Here is a 22,505-nt window from a genome sequence, read left to right as displayed (position 1 = left end):
TTAAGAGGTTCTCAGATGGCCATCAAGAACGCACTTCTGGTGGATGATTCCAAGGTTGCCCGCTTTGCGCTGAGCAAACTGCTGGAAAATCGGGATATGGACGTCAGCATGGCTGGGTCCGCCGAAGAAGCCCTGGATTTTCTCAATGGCAGCCAAAGGCCGGATGTGATTTTCATGGACCATCTGATGCCCGGAATGAACGGTGTCGAAGCGACCAAGGCCATCAAGCGCAATCCGGCGACCGCCTCCATCCCGGTCGTGATGTGCACCTCCAAAAAGTCCGATGACTTTATGCAGGAGGCACGTGGCTATGGCGTGTACAACATCCTCACCAAGCCTCCCCAGAGCGATGGGCTGGACAGCATTCTCAGCGGGCTGAGCAAGGACCTGGAGGAAGGCACCCTCCCCGAGCCACCCGCAAACGAGGACGACACCCTGGCAGAGGACGACGAGGACAGCCTGGAAACGGATGCGGCCGTGCATCTCAATACTGAAATCGGCGGTAGTGAGCAATCGGGAACCACCGTCCCCCTGACCTCGGATCTGATCGAGCAGATTTCACGCTCTGCCGTGAAAACCCATATCAACAATCGACTCCATGAGCTGCTGTCCAGCCTGTTCGATGAACAGCACGACCACCTCAAGCGTCTGCTGGATGATACGGAACGCAAGCGCGAGAAACAGATCGAACAGCAGACCACCGAGTTCCGGGAGTTGGTCGAGGGGAAGCTTGACAACCTCAAGAACGAAGTGGCGGCCGAGGTGACTCTCAACCTGGGCAACGAACTCTCCGAACTCCGCAAGCAGCTCCAGCAACAGGCGGCGGGCGGCTTCAGTGACGATGACCTGAAAGCACTCAAGGATCATATTACGGCGGCCCAGACCATCGACACCGAGTTCTGGCAGACGCTGCAATCCGAGGCGGTCCAACAGGCCCACGACATTGCACGGGATACGTCCGAGGAAGTGGCGCAGCGCACGCTCGATCTCTATCTCAAGGAACAACGGGCAGCAAGCGCCAAAATGTACACCGTCGCGCTGGCCATCAGCCTGGGTGTCTTCAGTCTGGGCATTGCCTGGCTCGGCGGCCTCTTCGGTTAACCACCCCGCTCGCGATGCCGGGCGGCAAGCAGTTCCGCCCGCGTATCGATGTCCTGTGCGGCGGCTTCGCACTCCAAGCCTTTGGCTCCCAAGGCGTTGAGGATCCCGCCGGCGCCTCGATCACCCTCCAGCTGGAAAACCCGTGGCCACAGCCCGCGCGGCAGATAAGCCGGTGCCATGCAACGGTTACCGGCACAGGTTCCCACGGCCTCGTCAGGTACCTTTCCTGCCTGTGATACAAGTGCCTGCAGGTGGCTGGCGGGTATCAGGGGCTGATCCACCAGCATGACGAGCGCTCCGGACCAGAAGCCCTTCATGGACAGAGTGCGCAGACCCGCCTGCAGGGAACGGGACTGCCCCTCGTGCCAATCAGGCACGGGGCACCAGTACGTTGGCCTTTGACCCGTCCGAGAGCGCACCAGCGATTCACCCGCACCAACCGCCGCAACGAGGCAACCCGAAGCCTGCCTGCCACGGTAAAGCGCGTCGTCCAGCAATGTTCCTTCCTTCCAGGGCGCCAGCGCCTTGACGCGGCCAAGCCGGCGGCCCTGCCCCGCCGCCAGGATCAGTATCGGAACCACCGGGTCACCCCCTCTGAAGCATTGAATCTGTTACCATATCGCCATTTCCAGCCCCGGGCGACCGTCGACACCATGAACCGTCTTTTCGTTGATAACCTTACCGTCATAGATTTTGCCTTCCTGGACCCCGAGCGCGGGCTTGTCGGGGAAAGCTGGATTGTGGATATCGAGCTCGCCGGCGAGCTCAACGAGGCCGGCATGGTGTTCGATTTTGGTCACGTGAAACGCACCATCAAGGACGAGATTGACGCCCTCGTGGATCACCGCCTGCTGGTCCCCCGTGATCACCGGGGACTATCGTGGACAGAAACCGGCAATCTCGACTGGGTCACCAACGGCGGATGGCGTATCAGCCATGCGGGCCCCGAGGAATCGGTTATTGCCGTTCCCGGCAGCCATCTTCAACGCGAGCGCATCGAGACACTGCTGGTCACTCTGCTGCGCCAGAAACTGCCGGCCAACGTGCACGATATTGTCGTGCGCCTCAGGCCAGAGGTCATTGAAGGTGCCCTTTACCATTACACCCATGGGCTCAGGAAACATGAGGGCAATTGCCAGCGAATTGCCCACGGCCACCGTTCAAGACTGGAAATATACCGCAATGGTGCGCGGGCGCCCGACCTGGAAACCTACTGGGCAGAACGCTGGGAGGACATTTACATCGCAACCCGCGATGATGAGGTTGGCACTTTCGTTGAGGCGGGGGTTGAGTACACCCATTACCGATACACCGCCAACCAGGGCCAGTTCGAGCTGATCCTGCCGAGCCACCGCGTCGAAACCATGGATCAGGACACCACCGTGGAGTGGATTGCCTGCTACCTGCGGGATGAAACACAAAAACTGGAGCCAGACTCCAGAATCATCGTGAAAGCCTTCGAGGGCGTCAACAAAGGCGCATACGCCGGAGACTGACGATATTTCACCCAGGTTGTCGATTAGACATAAAAAAACCGGCCAATGCAGCCGGTTTTTTTAGCTTATGGCGTCCCGTAGGGGACTCGAACCCCTGTTACCGCCGTGAAAGGGCGGTGTCCTAGGCCTCTAGACGAACGGGACTGAAAAAGTGGTGGAGCCAGGGAGGCTCGAACTCCCGACCTCGGCGCTGCCAGCGCCGCGCTCTCCCAGCTGAGCTATGGCCCCACTGCCGTTAACGGGAGCGTATATTAGAGGCGGAACCGGGGCGCGTCAACCCCGGTTTTGCAGGATTATTCCTCTCCCGCCATCAGCGAAGCATATTCCTTCTCCACCTTCTTGGTCTGCTTCTTGGAGAAGCCGCCCAGCACATGGAGTGCGTGCCGCAACCTTGCCCTCGATACGTCCGGCCCCAACAGCGCCATGGAATCCACCACGGACCAGGAATTGGGCGTCCCGGCAATGGCAACAAAGATCGGGAACATGAAGTCGCCAATCTTGATGCCCATGGCGCCGGCCAACTCCTTGAGATCACTAAATACCGTGTCGCGGCTCCAATGACGCTCCGCCTCCAGCCGCCAGAGCCCGAACTGCAGAATCCGCTTAACATCCTCTTCCGCAAGCTTCTTGTGCTCGAAATCCGACGGATTCAGGTCAAGCAGGCCCGAGAACATGAAGGACGCCATGGGGGCGATGTCGGAAAAAGCCTCAATGCGGCTCTTGATGTGAGGAACCAACGGGGCCAGCATTTCCCGGTTCAACCACCAGTCACTGACCCGGTCCATGAACGCCTCGTCGCTGAGCGTTTCCCGGATCCAGAGGCCATTGAGCCAACGCAGCTTGGCGCGGTCAAAGACCGGTCCGCCCAATGATACCCGAGTGATATCAAAGGCCTCCTCCATCTCCGGCAGGGTGAACATCTCGCGTTCGTCCGGCATGGACCACCCCATGCGCCCAAGGAAGTTGATGACCGCCTCCGGCATAAAGCCCAGCCGCTCGTACAGATCGATACTGGTCGGGTTCTTGCGTTTGCTGAGCTTAGTGCCATCCTCATTACGCAATAGCGGCATGTGGCACAGCACCGGCATCTCCCAGCCGAAATACCGGTAAAGAAGCTGGTGCTTGGGGGCGGAATTGATCCACTCCTCCCCGCGGATCACGTGCGTGATGCCCATGCGATGATCATCCACCACATTGGCCAGGTGATAGGTGGGCATACCATCCGATTTCAGAAGGATCTGAGCATCCACCTGGGCCCAGTCAATGGTCACGGTTCCACGCAGCATGTCCTCAATCTCACAGACACCTTCATCCGGCACCTTCATCCGGATGACATAGGGCTCACCCGCGCCCAGCCGCCGCTTCACCTCCGCCTCAGGGAGCTCCAGGTCTCCCTTGATACCGGGGTTGAGGCCCCGGTTTTTGCGATCCTCCCGGATCGCATCCAGCTCTTCCGGTGTGCGGAAACAGTAGAACGCATGGCCGGACGCTACGAGCTGCTCCGCGTATTCGCTGTACTCGGACTGGCGCTCGGATTGACGGTAGGGCCCATAGGCACCGCCCACGTCCGGTCCCTCGTCCCATTCCAGACCCAGCCATTTCAACGCATCCAGAATGGCCTGCTCCGACTCGGGCGTACTGCGCAGCTGGTCGGTATCCTCAATGCGCAGTATGAACTGGCCACCGTGCTGGCGCGCAAAACACTGGTTGAAGAGGGCAATATAGGCGGTTCCGACATGGGGATCACCGGTAGGCGACGGTGCAATGCGGGTTCTGACTGTCATTCGGTGTTCCTGTTGCTGACGTTAAAGCGGGTCATTATAACGGCTCGTCTCCTGCAGGTCCCGTCGAAAGCCCTTCCGTGGCATCCCCTATAGTCCTTTCACGCCATTTTGCGTAGAATGCCATCGAGAACCCTAATGTTACGTTATAACAATCAAAGTGAGCCCCATGATCCGTTCCCTTGGCGCCCTGATCCTGCTGATGATGCTGAGCTTCCCGGCCCAGGCTGGTCAGCCAACAATTGTCACCAGCATCCATCCGCTTGCACTGGTGGTTAAGGAACTGGTGGGCGATGATGCCCGCGTATCAGCCCTGATTCCGGCCAACGTCAGTCCCCATCACTACAGCATGAAACCCTCGGAAAGGCGACGGTTGCAGAATGCACACCGTTTCATCTGGCTGGGGCCCGCCAAGGAGCCATTCCTGGAGGGCACCCTGGATGATCCGGACCTGGAACGCAGAAGCCTGGCGCTGGACCGGGGTGACGCCACCGCTGCTCACAACCATGATACCGCGCAGGAAGATCCCCACATCTGGCTCAACCCCGATGAGGTCCGCGCCATGCTGCCGCCCATCGTCGACTCCCTGGCGCAACTCGAGGGACTGCGTCGACCACAGCTGGAAGAGAACCGGCAACAGTTCCTCGAGCGCCTCGCGGCAGCCGAGGACAGGATCCGCAAGCGTTTGGACAAGCTTCCAGCCATGGATGTTTTCACCTATCACGGCGCCTTCCATCACTTCGCGGAACACTTCGACATCCGGATTGCAGGCACCCTCACCGCCAATCCCGAGCAGAACCCTGGTGCGCGTCACCTCGCCGAGCTGCAGGACAAGCTCAATAACGCCCGGTCGCCCTGTATCATGACGGAACCACAGTTCAGCAGGAACTGGTGGGAAGGCCTGAACATTGATCAGCCCATGAGTGTCAGTCACTGGGACCCTATGGGCACGGAGGTTGAGATTCGACAGGGCGGATATACCCGCTTCCTGGATCAGCTGGCCGATGCCCTGGTCAACTGCGGGCCCTGACCTCAGCCCGCAAACCTGTATAATACGGGCCATGCAACCGCCCGAACCCGACCGCCGTTTCAGCATCGCCCCGATGATGGACCACACCACGCGCGATTACCGCTATTTCGCGCGTGGACTGTCGCGTCACGCCCTGCTCTACACCGAGATGGTAACAACGGGCGCCCTCATCCACGGCGATGCCGCGCGATTCCTGGCCTACAGTGACCGTGAACACCCGCTGGCCCTGCAGCTGGGCGGCTCAGACCCGCAGGCGCTTGCCCAGTGCGCAGCAATGGCGGAGGCCTGGGGCTACGATGAAGTCAATCTCAACGTCGGCTGCCCCAGCGACCGGGTCCAGAACAACCAGATCGGGGCCTGCCTCATGGCGAACCCTGAACTTGTCGCAGCAGGCGTCGAAGCCATGCAGCGCCATTGCCGGATCCCGGTCACCGTTAAGCATCGCATCGGCATCAACGGTAACGACAGCTGGGAAGAACTGGTGCACTTTGTCGCGCGTGTGGCGGAAGCCGGCTGCCGAACCTTCATCGTCCACGCTCGCATCGCGATACTCGAAGGCCTCAGCCCCAAGGAAAACCGGGAGGTTCCGCCTCTGCGTTATGACTGGGTACATGCCCTGAAGCGCCAGTTCCCGGATCTGGAAATCATCATCAATGGCGGCTTTGACACCATCGGCGCCTGCCGGGAACAGCTGGAACACGTGGACGGGGTTATGGTCGGCCGCGCTGCCTACCACAGCCCCTGGCTCCTGGCCGACGTCGACCCGCTCATCTACGGCACGCCCGCGCCGGTACAAAGCCGCGATGCGGCCCTGGACGCTTTCCTGCCCTATGTACAACAGCGTCTTGCCGCGGGTGTTCCTCTCAAAACGATGACCCGCCACATCATGAACCTTTTCCACGGCTGTCATGGGGGTAGACGCTTCCGCCGTTACCTGAGCGAGAACGCCCATAAGCCGGATGCCGGAATTGAGGTCCTGCAGGACGCTATGGGGCAGGTTTCGGATAACGGGGCACTGTTGTGATCCCCCCGGCAGCGCGCTACGGTTCTTTGCGGTATGCTAGAGCGACAATCAGGATATAACCGAACCTCACAGGGATAACCATGACCTCCAAACTGGAACAGCTCCGCGCCATGACCACGGTTGTCGCCGACACCGGCGACCTCGACGCCATCCGCCAGTGGCAGCCACGGGATGCCACCACCAACCCGTCGCTGCTGCTCAAGGCCGTTACCTCACCGGCCTACCAGCACCTGGTGAATGAGGCCGTGCAATGGTCGGAGCGCCAGGGCGGCACCACGGCCGAGAAGCTGGCCAATGCCACGGACTATCTGGCGGTACTTGCCGGGGAGCAGATCCTCGGCATCATCCCCGGCATGGTCTCCACGGAAGTGGACGCGAGACTCTCCTTCGACGCCGAGGCCACCAAGGATAAGGCCCGCAAACTCAGTGAGCTTTACCGCCAGCGCGGCGTCGATACAAGCCGGGTCATGATCAAGATCGCAGCCACCTGGGAAGGCATCCAGGCGGCCAGGGAACTGGAGGCCGAGGGCATTGCGTGCAACCTGACCCTGCTGTTTTCCTTCACCCAGGCCCAGGCTTGTGCCGAGGCCGGCGTTACCCTGATTTCACCCTTCGTGGGTCGCATTCTGGACTGGCACCTTGCGAGCACCGGTAAGGATTCGATCCCGGCGGAAGAAGACCCAGGCGTAAACTCGGTAAGGCACATCTACGAGTACTACAAGGCTCATGGCTACAACACTGTGATCATGGGCGCCAGCTTCCGAAACCAGGGTGAGATCGAGATGCTTGCCGGCTGCGACCGTCTCACGATCAGCCCGGCATTGCTGGAAGCCCTGGATAACGACCAGAATGGGCTGGAGCGGTGCCTTTCACCGGACAACGTGCCGCAGTCCCAACCCTATCCGCCGCTGGACGAAAAGCGCTTCCGCTGGCACCTGAACCAGGACGCCATGGCCACGGAAAAGCTGGCCGACGGCATCCGGCGTTTCGCAGCGGATCAGGAAACACTGGAATCACACCTGTCCGGGGCGCTTCAGGCGGCCTGACAGCGTCCACCAAGGTAAGGAGGTCCCATGCTGCTGGTTCTGCATCCGGATACAACCAGGGACAGCGAGGCTTACCGGGAAACCATGAACTTCCTGGACAACCTCGACAACGTCGAGGTCCGGATTCACGACGTTCAGGGCAGCCGGCAGACCCTGACCGAAATCTACCTGATCGGCGACACCAAGGCCCTGGATCAGGACGCCATCGGTGCCCTGCCCGCCGTTGAACGGGTTATCCGGATTTCAGACGACTTCCGCATCCTGGGTCGCCACAAGGCGGCGGAACGACAGACTGGTTTCGACTACAACGGCGTCCATTTCGATCAGGACAACCTCAACGTCTTCGCGGGGCTCTGCGCCGTCGACAACCGCCAGCACGTCGAGGAAACCCTGCGGGCACTGAGCGACAATGGCCAGTACTGCACGCGCATGGGCGCCTACAAGCCACGCACCAACCCCTATTCCTTCCAGGGTCATGGTGCGGAATGCCTGCCCTGGGTTTTTGAGCTGGCCGGCAAGTACGGCATCCGGGTTGTAGCCATGGAAGTGACCCATGAGAACCATGTTCGTGAGATTGAGGACGCGCTGGCACAAAGTGGGCATCCCACCGGGGTCATGCTTCAGGTCGGGACCCGCAACACCCAGAATTTTGAGCTGCTCAAGGCCCTGGGGCGCCAGACCCAGTATCCCGTGCTGCTCAAGCGCGGCTTCGGCATCACGCTCAATGAATCGCTGAATGCCGCCGAGTACCTCGCGACGGAAGGCAATACCCGGGTCATTTTCTGCCTGCGGGGCATGAAAACGGAAGCGGGAAACCCCCACCGGAACCTCGTGGATTTCGCCCATATTCCCGTGGTCAAACGCCTCACCCGGATGCCGGTCTGCATCGACCCTTCCCATTCGGTGGGCATCCGCGACAAGGCGCCGGACGGCATCTCGGATATCATCCATGCCACAGCGCAGGGTGTGATCGCCGGAGCCAACATGGTCCTTGCCGACTTCCACCCGAACCCTGAAAAAGCGCTGGTGGACGGCCCACAGGCGCTGATGCCCAAGGACCTGCCCCGATTCCTTGAAGATATCGATCTCTGCCACCATACCTATCAGAGACGGCGGGAGATCTACGCACGGGACGATTGAGGAGTCAGCTACCAGTAATGCAACTATATGGCCACCGCGGCGCCAAGGGTGAAGCACCAGAGAACACGCTGGCCGGATTCAGGCATGCCTACCGTCACGGCATCCGCCGATTTGAGATGGACATTCTATTGTCGTCCGATGGCGTTCCAATGGTAATCCATGACCTGTCCCTGGAGCGCACTACCGGAAACAGCCGGGCCGTATCCAAGGCCTCCGCCTCGGAAATGGGAGGCATGGATGCACGACAGAACACCACCGGCTGGCACCACACGACTGGCGTTCCCACCCTCGATCAAGTGGTTGCCGCCTGCCCGGATTTTGAACATCTGCAACTGGAAGTTAAAAACGACGACCGCAGACGCCTTAACAGACTCTGCAACCGGCTTGTTGAGTGGATACAGAAGGAAAACCTGTATCAGCGAATCACGCTGACTTCCAGTAACGGCTGGTTCCTGAGAGCAGCCCGTCGGCTGGACCGTCGCATCAGTCTGGGGTATGTCGCTGAACGCCGGTATCCCCCGCCGCTACGTCAGGCGCGGCGCCTCGACTGCAGCTATCTGTGCTGTAACAGTCACCTCTGCCAGCCAGCCCTCATCAACAGGGCGCATCAGTACGGACTCCACGTCTCTGCATGGACCGTCAACCGCATTCATGACATGCTGGTGCTGGAAAAAGCGGGCGTGGATTCCATCATTACGGATTACCCCACAAGCGCCCTCATCTACTTTGAAAACCGGCGCAGGGTTGGCGATTTTTGCCGACCGGAATGGAATCAGTCAGAGGCCGACCGAGACACGGGGTCGTCGATCGGCCGGGAGGCCTAGAAAAGCCGGTTAAGGCCATTCAGGGCAGCGACACGATAGGCCTCCGCCATGGTGGGGTAATTGAAGGTGGTGTTGATAAAGTAATCCAGTGTGTTGGCATCACCAGGCTGATTCATGATGGCCTGGCCGATATGCACGATCTCCGCGGCCTGGTCGCCAAAACAGTGAATGCCAAGAAGCTGCTTCGTTTCGCGATGGAACAGCAGCTTGAGCATGCCTACAGGATCCCCGGAAATCTGCGCGCGGGCCAGATCCTTGAAAAACGCCTGCCCCACCTCATACGGCACCTTGGCTTCCGTAAGCTCCCGTTCTGTCGGCCCCACTGAGCTGATTTCAGGAATGGTGTAGATCCCGGTCGGAACATCGTCCACATACCGGAAATACTTGTCAGACAGTATATCCGACGAAGCCGAGCGCCCCTGGTCATAGGCCGCGCTGGCGAGCCCCGGCCACCCGATTACATCACCAACGGCGTAGATATTCGGAACCTGGGTCCGGTAATGATCATCAACGCTGAGCTGGCCACGGTAATTCACTTCGAGACCCACGTTATCCAGGCCCAACGAGCCTGTATTACCGCTGCGCCCGTTACACCACATGAAGGCGTCAGACCGGACCTTCTTGCCGGACTCGAGGTTCAGAACAACCCCATGGTTGTCGCCCTCAACTGACGCATACTTTTCATTATGCCGAACCAGTACCCCATGGTTACGGAGGTGGTAACTCAACGCGTCCGAGATCTCATCATCCAGGAATGACAGCAACCGGTTACCCGGATTGATCAGGTCAACCTTGACACCCAGACCACAGAAAATCGATGCATACTCACACCCGATCACCCCAGCGCCATAGATCGTCAGGGTTCGCGGTGTATGGGAGAGCGTCAGAATGGAGTCGCTGTTATAGATTCGATCATGGGAAAAATCGACGTCCGGCGGCAGATACGGGGAAGAGCCGGTAGCAATAATGAAACTGTCCGCCGTGAGAAGCTGGTCCCCCATCTCCTCGGAGTAGACTTCAAGCTGATTCTGGTCCTGGAAGCGGGCCTTCCCGTGAAAGCGCTCGACCCGGTTACGCGCGTAGAACCCGGTGCGAAGTTTGACCTGTTTGTCACGCACCCGCTCAGCATTCTGAAGGACCCGCGGAAAGGAAAACCAGCGCGGCTCTCCAATATCCCGGAACATCGAATTGGTGTTGAAGTTGATGATCTGTTTGACGGAATACCGCAACGCCTTGGAAGGTATCGTTGCCCAATGGGTGCAGTTCCCACCGACGGTCTGCTTGTCATCCACAATGGCAACACGGCTGCCATGCTTGGCCGCGTTCATTGCGGCGCCCTCACCGGCGGGACCGGCACCAATCACAACAACATCAAAATGCTGATCCGACATCAGATCACAAACTCCTATAACCAGTGTAAGTCCCCGGGAATCCGGGTTTCGTCCAGCTTGCGGTCGCCAGGCCCGGGGTCAGGTGTTATCCCGGCTGACGCCGCCCGCCTTGTAGGCCAGATGAGCAGCCGTGCCGGAACGGTCAGGTAATTCACCGTCTTCGGCGTCATCGTCGCAGGTTCCGGATTCACGACCACAGACTGAGCATCCGCCCCCACCGCCGCCGATCTGGCTTCCGACACCGCCACAGGAACCACTGATCGGCTTACGGCCGAAAATTACCCCAATGGACATGCCCGCGATCAACAGAAGCACCAGACCAAGGGCCAACAAAAACGTATTCAACATAGCAACCTCCTCACGGCCGCCGGGATTCTTCAACATCCAGTGTGACGCCGATCAACCTCTGTCCGCAACCAAAAACACCCGGCCGGAGCCGGGTGTCTCTGAGTAACGGTCAGCCGCCAAAGTCATCAAGCATGATGTTTTCATCCTCGACGCCAAGGTCCTTGAGCATCTTGATGCTGACCGCATTCATGATTGGCGGCCCACACATATAGTACTCGACGTCCTCGGGAGCCTCATGGTCCTTGAGATAGCGATCATAGAGCACATTGTGGATAAAGCCGGTATCCCCTTCCCATTCGTCCTCGGGCAGCGGGTCCGACAGGGCGACGTGCCACTCAAAGTTATCGTAGTCTTCCTGCAGCTGGTTGAAGTCCTCAACATAGAACATTTCCCGCCTGCTGCGCGCACCATACCAGAAGCTGATCTTACGCTTGGAATTAAGGCGCTTGAGCTGGTCAAAAATGTGCGCCCGCATGGGAGCCATACCCGCACCACCACCGATAAAGATCATTTCCGCATCGGTATCCTTGGCGAAGAACTCGCCGAATGGCCCCATGACCGTCATCTTGTCGCCCGGCTTCAGGCTGAACATATAGGACGACATCTGACCTGGCGGATGGTTCGTACCGGGCGGTGGCGTGGCAATCCGGATATTGAAGCGCAGTTCGCCCTTCTCACCCGGATAGTTGGCCATGGAGTAGGCCCGCACGATATCTTCCTTCACTACGGATTTGAGGTCCCAAAGCCCGTGCTTGTCCCAATCCTCGTGATACTCTTCGTCTACATCGAAGTCCTTGAAGTAAACTTCATGGGGCGGGGCCTCAAACTGCACATAACCGCCGGCCCGGAAGTCCACCTCTTCGCCCTCGGGAAGATCCAGAATGGTTTCCTTGATGAAGGTGGCAACGTTGTGATTGGAGCGCACGGTGCACTCCCACTTCTGCACACCGAAGAATTCCTCCGGAACCTCGACCTTCATATCCTGCTTGACCGGCACCTGGCAGGACAGCCGCCAGCCATCCCGTTGCTCACGGGGTGTAAAGTGGTTCTTTTCGGTGGCCAATACGGCCCCACCACCTTCATGAACCTTGCACACGCACTGGCCGCAACTGCCACCGCCGCCACAGGCTGACGACAGGAAAATCCCCTGTTCGGCCAGTTTCCCCAGCAGCTTGCCGCCTGCCTGGGTCTCAAAGCTGTGCTCGGGGTCTCCATTGACCTCGATGTTGATATCACCGGAGCTGACCAGTCTGGCTCTCGCCCCGAGGATCACTGCGACCAGCGACAGGACGATAACGGTGAACATCACCACGCCCAGTATGATTTCTGTAGCCATGATTACGCCTTCTGGTTAGATCCTGATTCCGTCGTCTTTACAGGGAGATACCGGAAAAGGACATAAAGCCCAGCGACATCAGCCCCACGGTGATAAAGGTGATGCCCAGCCCACGCAAACCTGCCGGTACGTCACTGTATTTAAGTTTCTCGCGGATGCCGGCCAGGGCAATGATCGCCAGTGCCCAACCAATGCCGGCTCCGAACCCATACGCCACACTCTCGGAAAAGTTGTAATTCCGTTCCACCATGAAGAGCGATGCACCCAGGATCGCGCAATTCACCGTGATCAGTGGCAGGAAAACACCAAGAGCGTTATAGAGCGCCGGTACATAGCGGTCGAGGAACATCTCAAGAATCTGAACCAGCGCCGCGATGACACCGATGTAAGTCAGCAGGCCCAGGAAATTCAGGTTAACGTTCGGAAGCCCCGCCCAGCTGAGCGCGCCATCCTGCAGCACATAGCTGTAGATCAGGTTATTGACGGGAACCGAGATCGACAGCACCACGATAACCGCAATGCCGAGGCCAACGGCCGCCTCAACCTTCTTGGAAATGGCAATGAACGTACACATCCCCAGAAAGAAGGCCAACGCCAGGTTCTCAACAAAAACGGCCTGCAGTATCAGGCTGATATAATGTTCCATTAGAAGGCCTCCCTAACTCTGTGAGGCTGCATCTCGTATTCCTCTTCCTCAACCTGCTCCGGATCCCAGGTCCGCACGGCCCAGATGAACAGGCCAATCAGGAAGAAGGCACTCGGCGGCAGCAGCATCAGGCCATTAGGCACATACCACTCAGGCATGACCGCGTAACCGAGCAGCGTGCCGGCACCCAATGCCTCCCGGGCTATCGCTACCACTACCAGGATCAGGCTGTAACCGAGCCCATTACCAAGCCCATCCACGAAACTGAGCCAGGGGCCATTCTGCATGGCAAAGCCTTCAGCGCGACCGAGGATGATGCAGTTGGTGATGATCAACCCCACAAACACAGAGAGCTGCTTACTGATCTGGTACGCAAAGGCCTGAAGGAACTGATCGACGACGATAACCAGTGAGGCAATGATCGTCATCTGCACAATGATGCGGATGCTGCTGGGTATCTGACTACGTATAAGTGAGACCGCGACGTTGGACGCACAGGTCACCGCGATAACCGCTGCGCACATAACCAGGCTCACTTTCAGGCTGCTGGTGACGGCCAGCGCCGAGCAGATCCCCAGAACCTGTAGCGCAATAGGATTGTTATAGAGTATGGGACCGAAAAGGACATCTTTGGTCTTGAGTTCCGCCATGGTTCAGATCTCCCCCTGCCGAACTTTCTTGAGAAACGGGCCGTAACCCCGATCACCCAACCAGAAATTAACCGTGCTACCAACACCGCGCGAGGTCAGCGTCGCCCCGGACAATGCATCCACCTTGTACTCCTTGTTGTCCGTATTCTCGCCAACGCCACCCTTGACGAGGGCAAACTTCGGATCCGTCCATTCACCGTCTTCATAGATCTTTTTGCCCTTCCACTTGGCGGTCCACTCGGGGTTCTCAATCTCGCCGCCCAGTCCGGGCGTTTCGGCATGTTCGTAAAAGCGGATCCCTTCAACCGTGTTGGCATCCCCTTGAAGCGCGAGAAAGCCATACATTGTTGACCAGAGGCCATATCCATGGATCGGGAGGACGATTTTGGTGACTTCCTCCCCGTCACGGAGAACGTAGACTTTCCGGTACTTCGCCAGCCGATTGATCCCGGCCGGGTCCTCTTCCAGGCTCCGGGACAGCTCCATATCCCTGGACGCCGCCCGCTGGTCATAGGCTTCCGCCGATTTGGCATTAACAGCCTCAGGAGTGACTATCTCGCCCGTCCCCATCTCAACGAGGAGCACTTCAAACTGCTCAAAGGCTTCTGACACTTTCTCATTGGATGCGCCTGAGGACAACACACCAGCTGCCGCAATCATGTTCGAGCGGGTACTCAGTGCCTTGTTCTTCTCCTGCAATGGCCGCAGCATCACAGCAGATCCGGATACCACGACCGAGAAGACGATACTGAGCGAGACCGCTACGATCAGCGTTTTGCGGATTGTATCGTTAGACTGCGACACGAGCTTGCCTCCGCTTAATGTTGGCCTGTATGACGAGATGGTCAATGAAGGGGGCGAAGAGGTTCGCGAACAGAATCGCGAGCATCACGCCTTCCGGAAAGGCCGGGTTCACGACCCGGATCAGAACTGTCATGACCCCGATGAAGATACCGAAAATCCAGCGTCCGATATTGGTCATGGACGCCGAGACCGGATCCGTGGCCATGAACATCATGGCGAAGGCAAAACCTCCCAGCACAAAATGCCAGTGTGGCGGTATCCCGAACATCGGATTCGATTCAGACCCCACGGCATTGAAGAGCAGTGAGGTCGCAATCATCCCGATCAGCACACCGGCGACGATGCGATAGCTCGCAATCTTCATGATCAGCAGCACTGCGCCGCCAATCAGGATCATCGCGGTCGATGTTTCTCCCATGGAACCCTGCATGAATCCCCAGAACGCATCAAACCAGGTCAGGTGATCCTTGAGCGCCTCCATGCCGCCAGACGCCGCCACACTCAGTGATGTCGCGCCACTGAAGCCATCGACAGCCGTCCATACCTGGGCGCCCGACAACTGCGCCGGATAGGCGAAATACAGAAAGGCGCGCCCCGTCAGGGCCGGGTTCAGGAAGTTCTTGCCGGTACCGCCAAAGATCTCTTTTGCGATCACGACACCAAAACTGATGCCCAGCGCCACCTGCCAGAGTGGCGTGGTGGGGGGAAGGATCAGCGCAAACAGGATTGAGGTGACGAAAAAGCCCTCGTTCACCTCGTGCTTACGCGTCATCGCGAAAAGCACTTCCCAGAAGCCGCCAACCACAAAGGTGACGAAATAGATCGGTACGAAGTAGGCCGCACCGAAAATAATATTGTCCCAGATACTGCTCGGGTCATTGCCGGCGAGCGCGGAGATGAATGCTGCCCGGAGCCCCTCGTCCATCGCGAGGCCCTGCTCGGCCAGATAGGTATTGGCCTGGTAGCCAATGTTCCACATACCGAAGAACATGGCGGGGAACACACAGAACCAGACTGTGATCATGATCCGCTTGAGGTCGATACCATCACGCACATGCGCGTTGCTGCGGGTCACTGTCGGTGGTGTGTAAAAGATGGTGTCCGCTGCCTCGTACAGCGGATACCAGCGCTCGAAACGGCCACCCTTCTCAAAGTGCGGCTCAATCCGGTCAAAAAACTGTCTTAGCGCCATGAATCAGCCCTCGATCTCGATACGCGTCAGATTCTGCCTGAGAATCGGCCCATATTCGTATTTACCCGGACACACAAAGGTGCACAGAGCCAGATCCTCTTCATCCAGCTCCAGTGCTCCCAGAAGCTGTGCCTGCTCTGTATCCTGGACAATCAGCGTCCGCAGAAGCTGTGTGGGCAGGATGTCGAGTGGCATCACCTCCTCGTAGGTACCGATCGGTACCATGGCGCGCTCCGACCCGTTGGTCGTGGTTGTAAAGTTGAATCTCTTGCCCGGCATCAGCTTGGACAGATAGATGTTGAGCCGGGAGAAACGGTTGGTCCCCGGGGACAACCACCCCATGAAGTATCGGCGATAGCCTTCCTCGAGCAGCGTCACCTGACTCACGCTGCGGGCCAGATAGGACACTGGCCCCCGAGCGGCTCGCCCGCCCAGCACGGAGCCGTTGACGACACGGACATCCATATCACCCTGCTCGATTTCGCCCTCAAGAAGCTCATCCAGGCTGGCCCCGATCTGGGTACGCACCAGGCGTGGCTTGCGGGCGCAGGGGCCGGTGATGGCAACGATCTGTTCCTTCGGAAGCTCACCCGTGGTGAAAAAGCGCCCTATATCCATCACCTTCTGATAGGCGACGGTCCAGACGGTCTTATCGCCCCCCACGGGGTCCAGATAGTGGATATGCGTTCCCACATTACCGGCGGGGTGCGGCCCGTCAAAGGCATGCTTTTCAAAGCGGCTGTCGTTCGGGACAGGCACCTGTGTATCGGGACGGCCCGTGACGAACACCTTGCCTTCGGTCAGACGCCCTAGGACACGCAGGCCATTCTCAAACGCTTCCGGATCGTCATTGATAATAAGCTGGGGATCCGGTGCCACAGGGTTGGTGTCCATAACCGACACAAAAATCGAGTGTGGCGGTTCGCTGTCAATTGCGGGCACTTTGCTGTAAGGGCGTGTTCTCAATACCGGCCAGAGCCCGCTGTTAACAAGATTATCAACTACTTGCTGGTATTCGAGACTGTCCAGTGATGACACACTGTATTTCTCGAAGGTCTCCGCCTCGTCACCCTCAGTTTCAATAACCAGGGACTGGAAAACCCGCCGCTCACCGCGGTTGATCTCACGGACGACGCCGGACGCCGGCGCTGTATAGCGTACGCCTGGATTCTTCTTGTCGGTAAACAACAGCGAGCCACGCTTGACGCGATCACCTTCGCGAACTTCGAGGGTCGGCTTCATGCCGACATAGTCAAAACCGGTCAGGCCAACGTGCCTGACTGGCCGACCTTCCTCGATAGTGGACTCGGGCTTGCCATTCATCGGAAGATCGAGGCCTTTCTTGATCTTGATCATTCGCTTTGCCCAATCAGAACAGGATGGAGTGAAAAATCGGCCCAATTATAATGATGTAATGCCGTATTATCCACACATAAAAAGGGCCGGACCCCATGCGAGCCGGTTACGGCTGCATCGGTATCCGGCCCTGAGAAACGCATGATACGCGCATCAGTGGTCAGCAGCCGTACCCCTTTCGGGGAATATCGGAAAAGACATGCCGGCCATCTCGCTGACAACCCTGATGACCTGGGCGCTGTAGCCCGCCTCGTTGTCATACCACACATAGAGCACGGCACGATGGCCATTGGCGATGGTGGCCTGGCCGTCGACCACACCCGCGTGACGCGAGCCGACGAAGTCTGAAGACACCACTTCCGGTGAACTCACGTAATCAATCTGCTTCTGCAGATCGGAGTGCAGGGCCACTTCCCGGAGGAACTCATTCAGCTCATCCCGGTTTGCAGCCTTCTCGAGATTCAGGTTGAGGATGGCCATGGAGACGTTTGGCGTGGGCACGCGTATCGCGTTGCCGGTCAGCTTGCCCTCAAGCTCCGGAAGCGCCTTGGCAACCGCCTTGGCCGCACCGGTTTCGGTAAGGACCATATTGAGTGGGGCACTGCGACCACGACGCTCACCCTTATGATAGTTATCAATCAGGTTCTGGTCGTTGGTGTAGGCATGAACGGTCTCCATGTGCCCGTCCAGAATACCGAAGCGATCGTTCACGGCTTTCAGCACCGGGGTGATCGCATTGGTCGTGCAGGAGGCCGCCGAGAGGATCTTGTCGTCCTTCTCGATCAGATGGTTGTTGATGCCCGGCACGATATTCTTCACATTGCCCTTGCCTGGCGCGGTCAGCATGACCCGACTGACCCCCTTGGATTCAAGGTGCAGCCCCAGCTCCTTGTCGTCACGCCATATGCCGGTGTTGTCGATCACTATGGCGTTGTCGATGCCATAGCGGGTGTAGTCGACCTTATCCGGGCCATCGGAATAGATCACCTGGATGTAATTGCCGTTGGCGATGATCGCCTCGTTTTCCTCATCCACGGTGATAGTGCCGCGGAAGGAGCCGTGCACCGAATCCCGCCGCAGCAGGCTTGCGCGCTTCTCAAGATCATTGGGCGCCCCGCCCTTGCGGACAACAATGGCGCGCAGGCGCAGGTTGTTGCCGCCGCCGGCCTTCTCGACCAGGATCCGGGCCAGGTAACGCCCGATACGGCCAAAACCGTAGAGCACGATGTCCTTGGTTTCCCTTTCCTGGGCCGCTTTCTTTTCGTCCTCGAAACAATCGACCACGGGCGCAACCGCTTCACGCAGAAACTCCTCAACGCTCTGCTCGTTGCGCACCTCCGCATACTGACTGGCAAGTTTGCCGACATCAATATGGGCCTGCCCGAGATTCAGGCGGTCCAGCGTCTCCAGTATCGGATAGGTATCGTGAACATTGAGCTCTTCCGCCTCGATCTGGCGCACAAATCGATGGGCCTTGATGATGTTGATGACGGACTGATTGATCAGTGCCCGGCCGTAAATGGAAGTGACCACATTGTTCTTGCGGTACAGACGGCCAATGATCGGAATCATTGCTTCGGCCACCGCCTCACGTTCTGTCCACTCGGAGAAATAGCGGTTGAGTTGATCCTGGCTCACGATCAGGGTCCTCTGAAGCAGGTTGTCTACATGTGCAGGCGCCTTTACGCCCCTGCGGGGGTGCGTATTATCCAGCTTAAGGGCCAGTGGCGCAATCCGGCTTTACGCCGGGGTGGCAGCCCCCGGGTCAGGCCCTTAGAATGGCGTCTTTCCCCCAAAGGCAGTCCGATTCGATGAGCGCAGCAGCACAGTCACCCCACCGCAAGGTTCTGGCTACCGATCCGCCAACCAGGGCCGGCGACCACAGGCACTGGGGCGAACTCCGGGGCAGCAGCCGGTCCCTGGCAATTGTCGACGCCGCCGAACGATTCAACGGGCTTACGCTGATCATTACCAGCAGCACAGACGAGGCGCTGGCGATCGAGCAGGAGCTTCACTTCTACCAGTCCGACCGCGCGGGTCGCGAACTGCTGTCGCTGCCTGACTGGGAAACACTGCCCTATGACATGTTCTCGCCCCACGAGGACATCATCTCGCAGCGCATCCAGACCCTTCACCGCCTGCCTAGGGTGGAGCACGGAATACTCGTTCTTCCCGCCAGAACATTGATGCACCGGTTGCCTCCGCTGACGTTTACCGAGGGGAACACCCTGTTGCTCGGCGTGGGCGACCATCTGTCCATCGAGCCCTGGCGTGAACGGCTGGAGGCGGCCGGTTACCGTCATGCCGAAAATGTGCACGAACACGGTGAGTACGCGGTTCGTGGGGCAATTCTCGATATCTACCCCATGGGCGCGGATTACCCCTATCGGATCGAGCTCTTTGACGACGAGGTGGAAACACTCCGGACCTTTGATCCGGAAACCCAGCGCTCCATCCAGCAGGTGGAGCGCATCGAACTTCTGCCGGCCCACGAGTTCCCCTGGCACAAGCAGGCGCGCATGGCGTTCCGCAACCAGTGGAACGAGGCATTTCCCGATGCCCCCAGGGAAGCGCCGGTCTACCAGGACGTGGTCGCGGGAATACGGCCACCGGGTATTGAGTATTTTCTGCCGCTGTTCTTCGAACAGACAGCCACGCTCTTCGATTACCTGCCCAGAGAATGCCTGATCCTGACAGACCCGGCGCTGGAGGACGCCCTGAACCATTTCCAGGGCGAAGTGGACGAGCGTTACGAAGAGCGCCGTTATGATCGTTTCCGCCCGATACTCCCGCCGGGAGAGCTGTTTCTGCGAACCGACGAATGCTTTGGTCAGCTCAAGCGCCACCCACGTGTAACCTGGCACTCAGACCCGGTTCCGGATAAGGCGGGTGCCATCAATATGGGCTGCCCCAGCCCCCCGGACCTGTCCCTCGACGCCCGGAACCAGGACCCCGCCTGGCGATTGAAGCAATTCCAGCAGGAACACGGCCCCGCCCTGCTCTTCGCGGCGGATTCCGCCGGCCGCCGGGAAGCGCTCCAGGATCACCTGTCCGACCAGGGCATTGAAACCGCCAGCGTCGCGGACTGGGCGGATTTCCTGAACCGGGAACTCAACACGGCCATCACAACCGGCCCCCTGGAGCACGGAGCCTGGATTCCCGCAGCGAACCTCTGCGTGATCGCGGAGGCGGAGCTCTATGGCCAGCGCGTCATGCAGCGCCGGCGTCGCAAGCGCAGCTCGGAATCCGAGAACGAGGCCACCATGCGGGACCTCTCGGAGCTCAGGGTGGGGGCCCCTGTTGTGCACATCGACCATGGGGTTGGTCGCTACCAGGGGCTGCAGACCATTGATGTCGGGGGCCAACCGACAGAATTCCTTACGCTTGAATACGCCGATGGCGCCAACCTGTACGTCCCCGTCTCCGACCTGCATCTGATCTCACGCTACAGTGGAACGGATGACGCAACAGCGCCCCTGCACAAGCTGGGCTCGGAGCGCTGGACCCAGGCGAAACAGAAAGCACTGGAAAAAGTGCGCGATACGGCCGCTGAGCTGCTTGATGTGTACGCACGACGCGAGGCCAGCAAGGGGTTCGCTTTCGCGGACCCCGACGAGTCCTATCACAGTTTCTGCGCCGAATTCCCCTTCGAGGAGACACCGGACCAGCAGGCGGCCATCGAGGCCGTAGAACGGGATATGGTGAGCGAACGCCCCATGGACCGGCTGATATGCGGCGATGTTGGCTTCGGCAAGACGGAAGTCGCCATGCGCGCGGCCTTCCTGGCCACCCATTCCGGCAAACAGGTGGTTGTGCTGGTGCCCACGACACTTCTGGCCCAGCAGCACTACGACTCCTTCCGCGACCGGTTTGCCGAGACCGGCGTGCGCGTGGAAATGCTCAGCCGATTCCGCAGCAGCAATGAACAGAAGGCAACCCTGGAACGCGCCAGCAAGGGTCAGGCCGATATCATTATTGGCACCCACAAGCTTCTGCAGAGCAACCTGGATTTCCCGAACCTGGGCCTGACCATCATCGACGAAGAGCACCGCTTCGGTGTCTCCCAAAAAGAAAAACTGAAACAGCTGAGGGCTCAGGTGGATGTGCTGACGCTGACCGCAACGCCGATCCCGCGCACCCTCAACATGGCCATGGGCAGCCTCCGTGACCTGTCCATCATTGCAACGCCCCCGGCGCGGCGGCTCTCCGTGAAAACCTTTGTCAGACGCCGCGAAACCGCCCTGATCAAGGAAGCCGTACTGCGGGAGATACTGCGGGGCGGGCAGGTCTATTACCTGCACAACGACGTGGAATCCATCGAGCGGCTCGCCGAAGAGCTCCGGGAACTGGTCCCGGAGGCCCGTGTTGCGGTCGCCCACGGGCAGATGCGCGAGCGCGAGCTTGAGCAGATCATGTCGGACTTCTACCACAAGCGTTTCAATGTGCTGGTGTGCACCACCATCATTGAAACCGGTATCGATATTCCCAGCGCCAATACCATCGTCATTGAGCGGGCTGACCGTTTCGGGCTCGCACAGCTGCATCAACTGCGGGGGCGCGTCGGGCGCTCACACCATCAGGCCTACGCCTACCTGCTGACCCCGGAAGGCAAGAAAGTCACGAAGGATGCCGAGAAACGCCTGGATGCCATCGCCGCGGCCCAGGACCTGGGAGCCGGCTTCATGCTGGCCACCCACGACCTCGAGATCCGCGGCGCTGGCGAGTTGCTGGGCGATGACCAGAGCGGCCAGATCCAGGGGATTGGCCTCTCACTCTATATGGAACTGCTGGATGAGGCGGTTAAGGCCATCCGTGAGGGCCGAACCCCCAATGCGGAACTCCCCATGCACCATGGCACCGAAATCAACCTGCGTATCCCCGCGCTTATCCCGGATGATTACCTTCCCGATATCCATAACCGCCTGGTCCTCTATAAGCGCCTTGCCAGTGTCCACTCAAAAGAGGCGCTCAAAGAACTCCAGGTGGAGATCATCGACCGTTTCGGCCTCCTCCCCGAGCCCCTGAAGAACCTGATCCGTCAGACCGAATTACGTATCCGCGCGGAACAGCTCGGCATTGCCAAGGTGGACGCGGGAGGCGACTCGGCGCGCCTTGAGTTCAGCGCAAATACACAGGTGGATCCACTGGTTCTCGTGGATCTGGTGCAGAAACAGCCAGACCAGTACGCGCTCGAGAGCGGCAATCGGATGAAGTTCAAGCTGAAGGGCGAAAGCGCCGATGATAGACTCTCCAGTCTGGACCGTTTCCTGACGCTGCTTGAAGAGCGCTCATCGACGACGGAATCACCGCAATAAGGAGCACCGGACCTTGTATTTGGGC

19 protein-coding genes and 2 tRNA genes are annotated in these 22,505 nt (G+C 59.0%); 8 read left to right on the top strand and 13 right to left on the bottom strand.

The annotated features are described in order from the left end of the window. The first annotated feature begins 15 nt into the window (after positions 1-15). Complete coding sequence (locus DES49_RS11215) at positions 16-1,101, top strand: response regulator (RefSeq protein WP_133736519.1); 1,086 nt, start codon at positions 16-18, stop codon at positions 1,099-1,101. Here the strand turns inward: DES49_RS11215 and DES49_RS11210 are convergent. Further along, positions 1,098-1,682: a nucleotidyltransferase family protein gene (locus DES49_RS11210; protein ID WP_166646066.1), complete on the bottom strand. Its 585-nt coding sequence runs from the start codon at positions 1,680-1,682 to the stop codon at positions 1,098-1,100. The genes DES49_RS11215 and DES49_RS11210 overlap by 4 nt on opposite strands. A 72-nt stretch (positions 1,683-1,754) precedes the next feature. On the opposite strand from DES49_RS11210, the gene DES49_RS11205 reads away from it, so the two are divergent. Next, a complete protein-coding gene (locus DES49_RS11205; RefSeq protein WP_133736517.1) occupies positions 1,755-2,597 on the top strand; it encodes a 6-pyruvoyl trahydropterin synthase family protein in 843 nt (280 codons plus the stop codon). Positions 2,598-2,665: 68 nt separating this feature from the next. Here DES49_RS11205 and DES49_RS11200 read toward each other — a convergent pair. The 3 genes from DES49_RS11200 to gltX form a co-directional block, all read right to left on the bottom strand. Beyond that, positions 2,666-2,741: transfer RNA gene (locus DES49_RS11200), tRNA-Glu, on the bottom strand. Positions 2,742-2,749: 8 nt separating this feature from the next. Continuing rightward, positions 2,750-2,825: transfer RNA gene (locus DES49_RS11195), tRNA-Ala, on the bottom strand. 65 nt (positions 2,826-2,890) lie between these two features. Then, positions 2,891-4,381, bottom strand: a complete 1,491-nt coding sequence (gene gltX, locus DES49_RS11190) for a glutamate--tRNA ligase (protein ID WP_133736516.1) — start codon at positions 4,379-4,381, stop codon at positions 2,891-2,893. A 166-nt stretch (positions 4,382-4,547) separates the two neighbouring features. Here gltX and DES49_RS11185 point away from each other — a divergent pair, with 166 nt between their 5' ends. The 5 genes from DES49_RS11185 to DES49_RS11165 all read left to right on the top strand — a co-directional run bounded on the left by DES49_RS11185 (position 4,548) and on the right by DES49_RS11165 (position 9,442). Then, the gene (locus DES49_RS11185; RefSeq protein WP_133736515.1) at positions 4,548-5,408 is read left to right on the top strand and encodes a metal ABC transporter solute-binding protein, Zn/Mn family; all 861 of its coding nucleotides are present in this window, start codon (positions 4,548-4,550) and stop codon (positions 5,406-5,408) included. A gap of 31 nt (positions 5,409-5,439) precedes the next feature. Continuing rightward, positions 5,440-6,432 (top strand): tRNA dihydrouridine(20/20a) synthase DusA, encoded by a 993-nt coding sequence (dusA, locus tag DES49_RS11180; protein ID WP_243865032.1) that lies wholly within the window; start codon positions 5,440-5,442, stop codon positions 6,430-6,432. An 80-nt stretch (positions 6,433-6,512) separates the two neighbouring features. Then, complete coding sequence (gene tal / locus DES49_RS11175; protein ID WP_133736513.1) at positions 6,513-7,478, top strand: transaldolase; 966 nt, start codon at positions 6,513-6,515, stop codon at positions 7,476-7,478. Between the two features lie 27 nt (positions 7,479-7,505). Then, the gene (locus tag DES49_RS11170; RefSeq protein ID WP_133736512.1) at positions 7,506-8,618 is read left to right on the top strand and encodes a 3-deoxy-7-phosphoheptulonate synthase; all 1,113 of its coding nucleotides are present in this window, start codon (positions 7,506-7,508) and stop codon (positions 8,616-8,618) included. Between the two features lie 17 nt (positions 8,619-8,635). Continuing rightward, positions 8,636-9,442 (top strand): glycerophosphodiester phosphodiesterase, encoded by an 807-nt coding sequence (locus DES49_RS11165; RefSeq protein WP_133736511.1) that lies wholly within the window; start codon positions 8,636-8,638, stop codon positions 9,440-9,442. On the opposite strand, the gene sthA is transcribed toward DES49_RS11165, so the two are convergent. The 9 genes from sthA to DES49_RS11120 all read right to left on the bottom strand — a co-directional run bounded on the left by sthA (position 9,439) and on the right by DES49_RS11120 (position 18,737). Then, complete coding sequence (sthA, locus tag DES49_RS11160; protein ID WP_133736510.1) at positions 9,439-10,833, bottom strand: Si-specific NAD(P)(+) transhydrogenase; 1,395 nt, start codon at positions 10,831-10,833, stop codon at positions 9,439-9,441. The genes DES49_RS11165 and sthA overlap by 4 nt on opposite strands. A 78-nt stretch (positions 10,834-10,911) precedes the next feature. After that, positions 10,912-11,181: an ApbE family protein gene (locus DES49_RS11155; RefSeq protein ID WP_341776805.1), complete on the bottom strand. Its 270-nt coding sequence runs from the start codon at positions 11,179-11,181 to the stop codon at positions 10,912-10,914. Between the two features lie 109 nt (positions 11,182-11,290). Beyond that, positions 11,291-12,517 (bottom strand): NADH:ubiquinone reductase (Na(+)-transporting) subunit F, encoded by a 1,227-nt coding sequence (gene nqrF / locus DES49_RS11150; protein ID WP_133736509.1) that lies wholly within the window; start codon positions 12,515-12,517, stop codon positions 11,291-11,293. Positions 12,518-12,554: 37 nt separating this feature from the next. Then, a complete protein-coding gene (nqrE, locus tag DES49_RS11145) occupies positions 12,555-13,163 on the bottom strand; it encodes an NADH:ubiquinone reductase (Na(+)-transporting) subunit E (protein ID WP_133736508.1) in 609 nt (202 codons plus the stop codon). Further along, on the bottom strand, positions 13,163-13,813 hold the full coding sequence (locus DES49_RS11140; protein WP_133736507.1) for an NADH:ubiquinone reductase (Na(+)-transporting) subunit D: 651 nt from the start codon (positions 13,811-13,813) through the stop codon (positions 13,163-13,165). Before DES49_RS11140 ends, nqrE begins: the two co-directional genes overlap by 1 nt. Positions 13,814-13,816: 3 nt before the next feature. Beyond that, positions 13,817-14,617, bottom strand: a complete 801-nt coding sequence (locus DES49_RS11135) for a Na(+)-translocating NADH-quinone reductase subunit C (RefSeq protein ID WP_133736506.1) — start codon at positions 14,615-14,617, stop codon at positions 13,817-13,819. Further along, positions 14,604-15,809 carry an NADH:ubiquinone reductase (Na(+)-transporting) subunit B gene (locus DES49_RS11130; protein ID WP_133736505.1) on the bottom strand — a complete coding sequence of 402 codons (1,206 nt, stop codon included), beginning with the start codon at positions 15,807-15,809 and terminating at the stop codon, positions 14,604-14,606. The genes DES49_RS11135 and DES49_RS11130 overlap by 14 nt, the downstream gene beginning before the upstream one ends. Positions 15,810-15,812: 3 nt before the next feature. Beyond that, positions 15,813-17,165, bottom strand: coding sequence for a Na(+)-translocating NADH-quinone reductase subunit A (locus DES49_RS11125; RefSeq protein ID WP_133736504.1), 1,353 nt, complete (start codon positions 17,163-17,165; stop codon positions 15,813-15,815). Between the two features lie 153 nt (positions 17,166-17,318). Continuing rightward, entirely contained in the window at positions 17,319-18,737 is a 1,419-nt protein-coding gene (locus DES49_RS11120) for a glyceraldehyde-3-phosphate dehydrogenase (protein ID WP_424955235.1), read from the bottom strand. A gap of 239 nt (positions 18,738-18,976) precedes the next feature. Between DES49_RS11120 and mfd the strand changes: the two genes are divergently transcribed. Continuing rightward, positions 18,977-22,480, top strand: coding sequence for a transcription-repair coupling factor (mfd, locus tag DES49_RS11115; RefSeq protein ID WP_133736502.1), 3,504 nt, complete (start codon positions 18,977-18,979; stop codon positions 22,478-22,480). Positions 22,481-22,505: the final 25 nt, after the last annotated feature.

The organism is Halospina denitrificans (assembly GCF_004364635.1).
Taxonomy (GTDB): Bacteria; Pseudomonadota; Gammaproteobacteria; order Pseudomonadales; family Oleiphilaceae; genus Halospina; species Halospina denitrificans.
The sequence above is the reverse complement of the archived record's forward strand: the minus strand, read 5'-3'. Positions and strand labels throughout refer to the sequence as shown.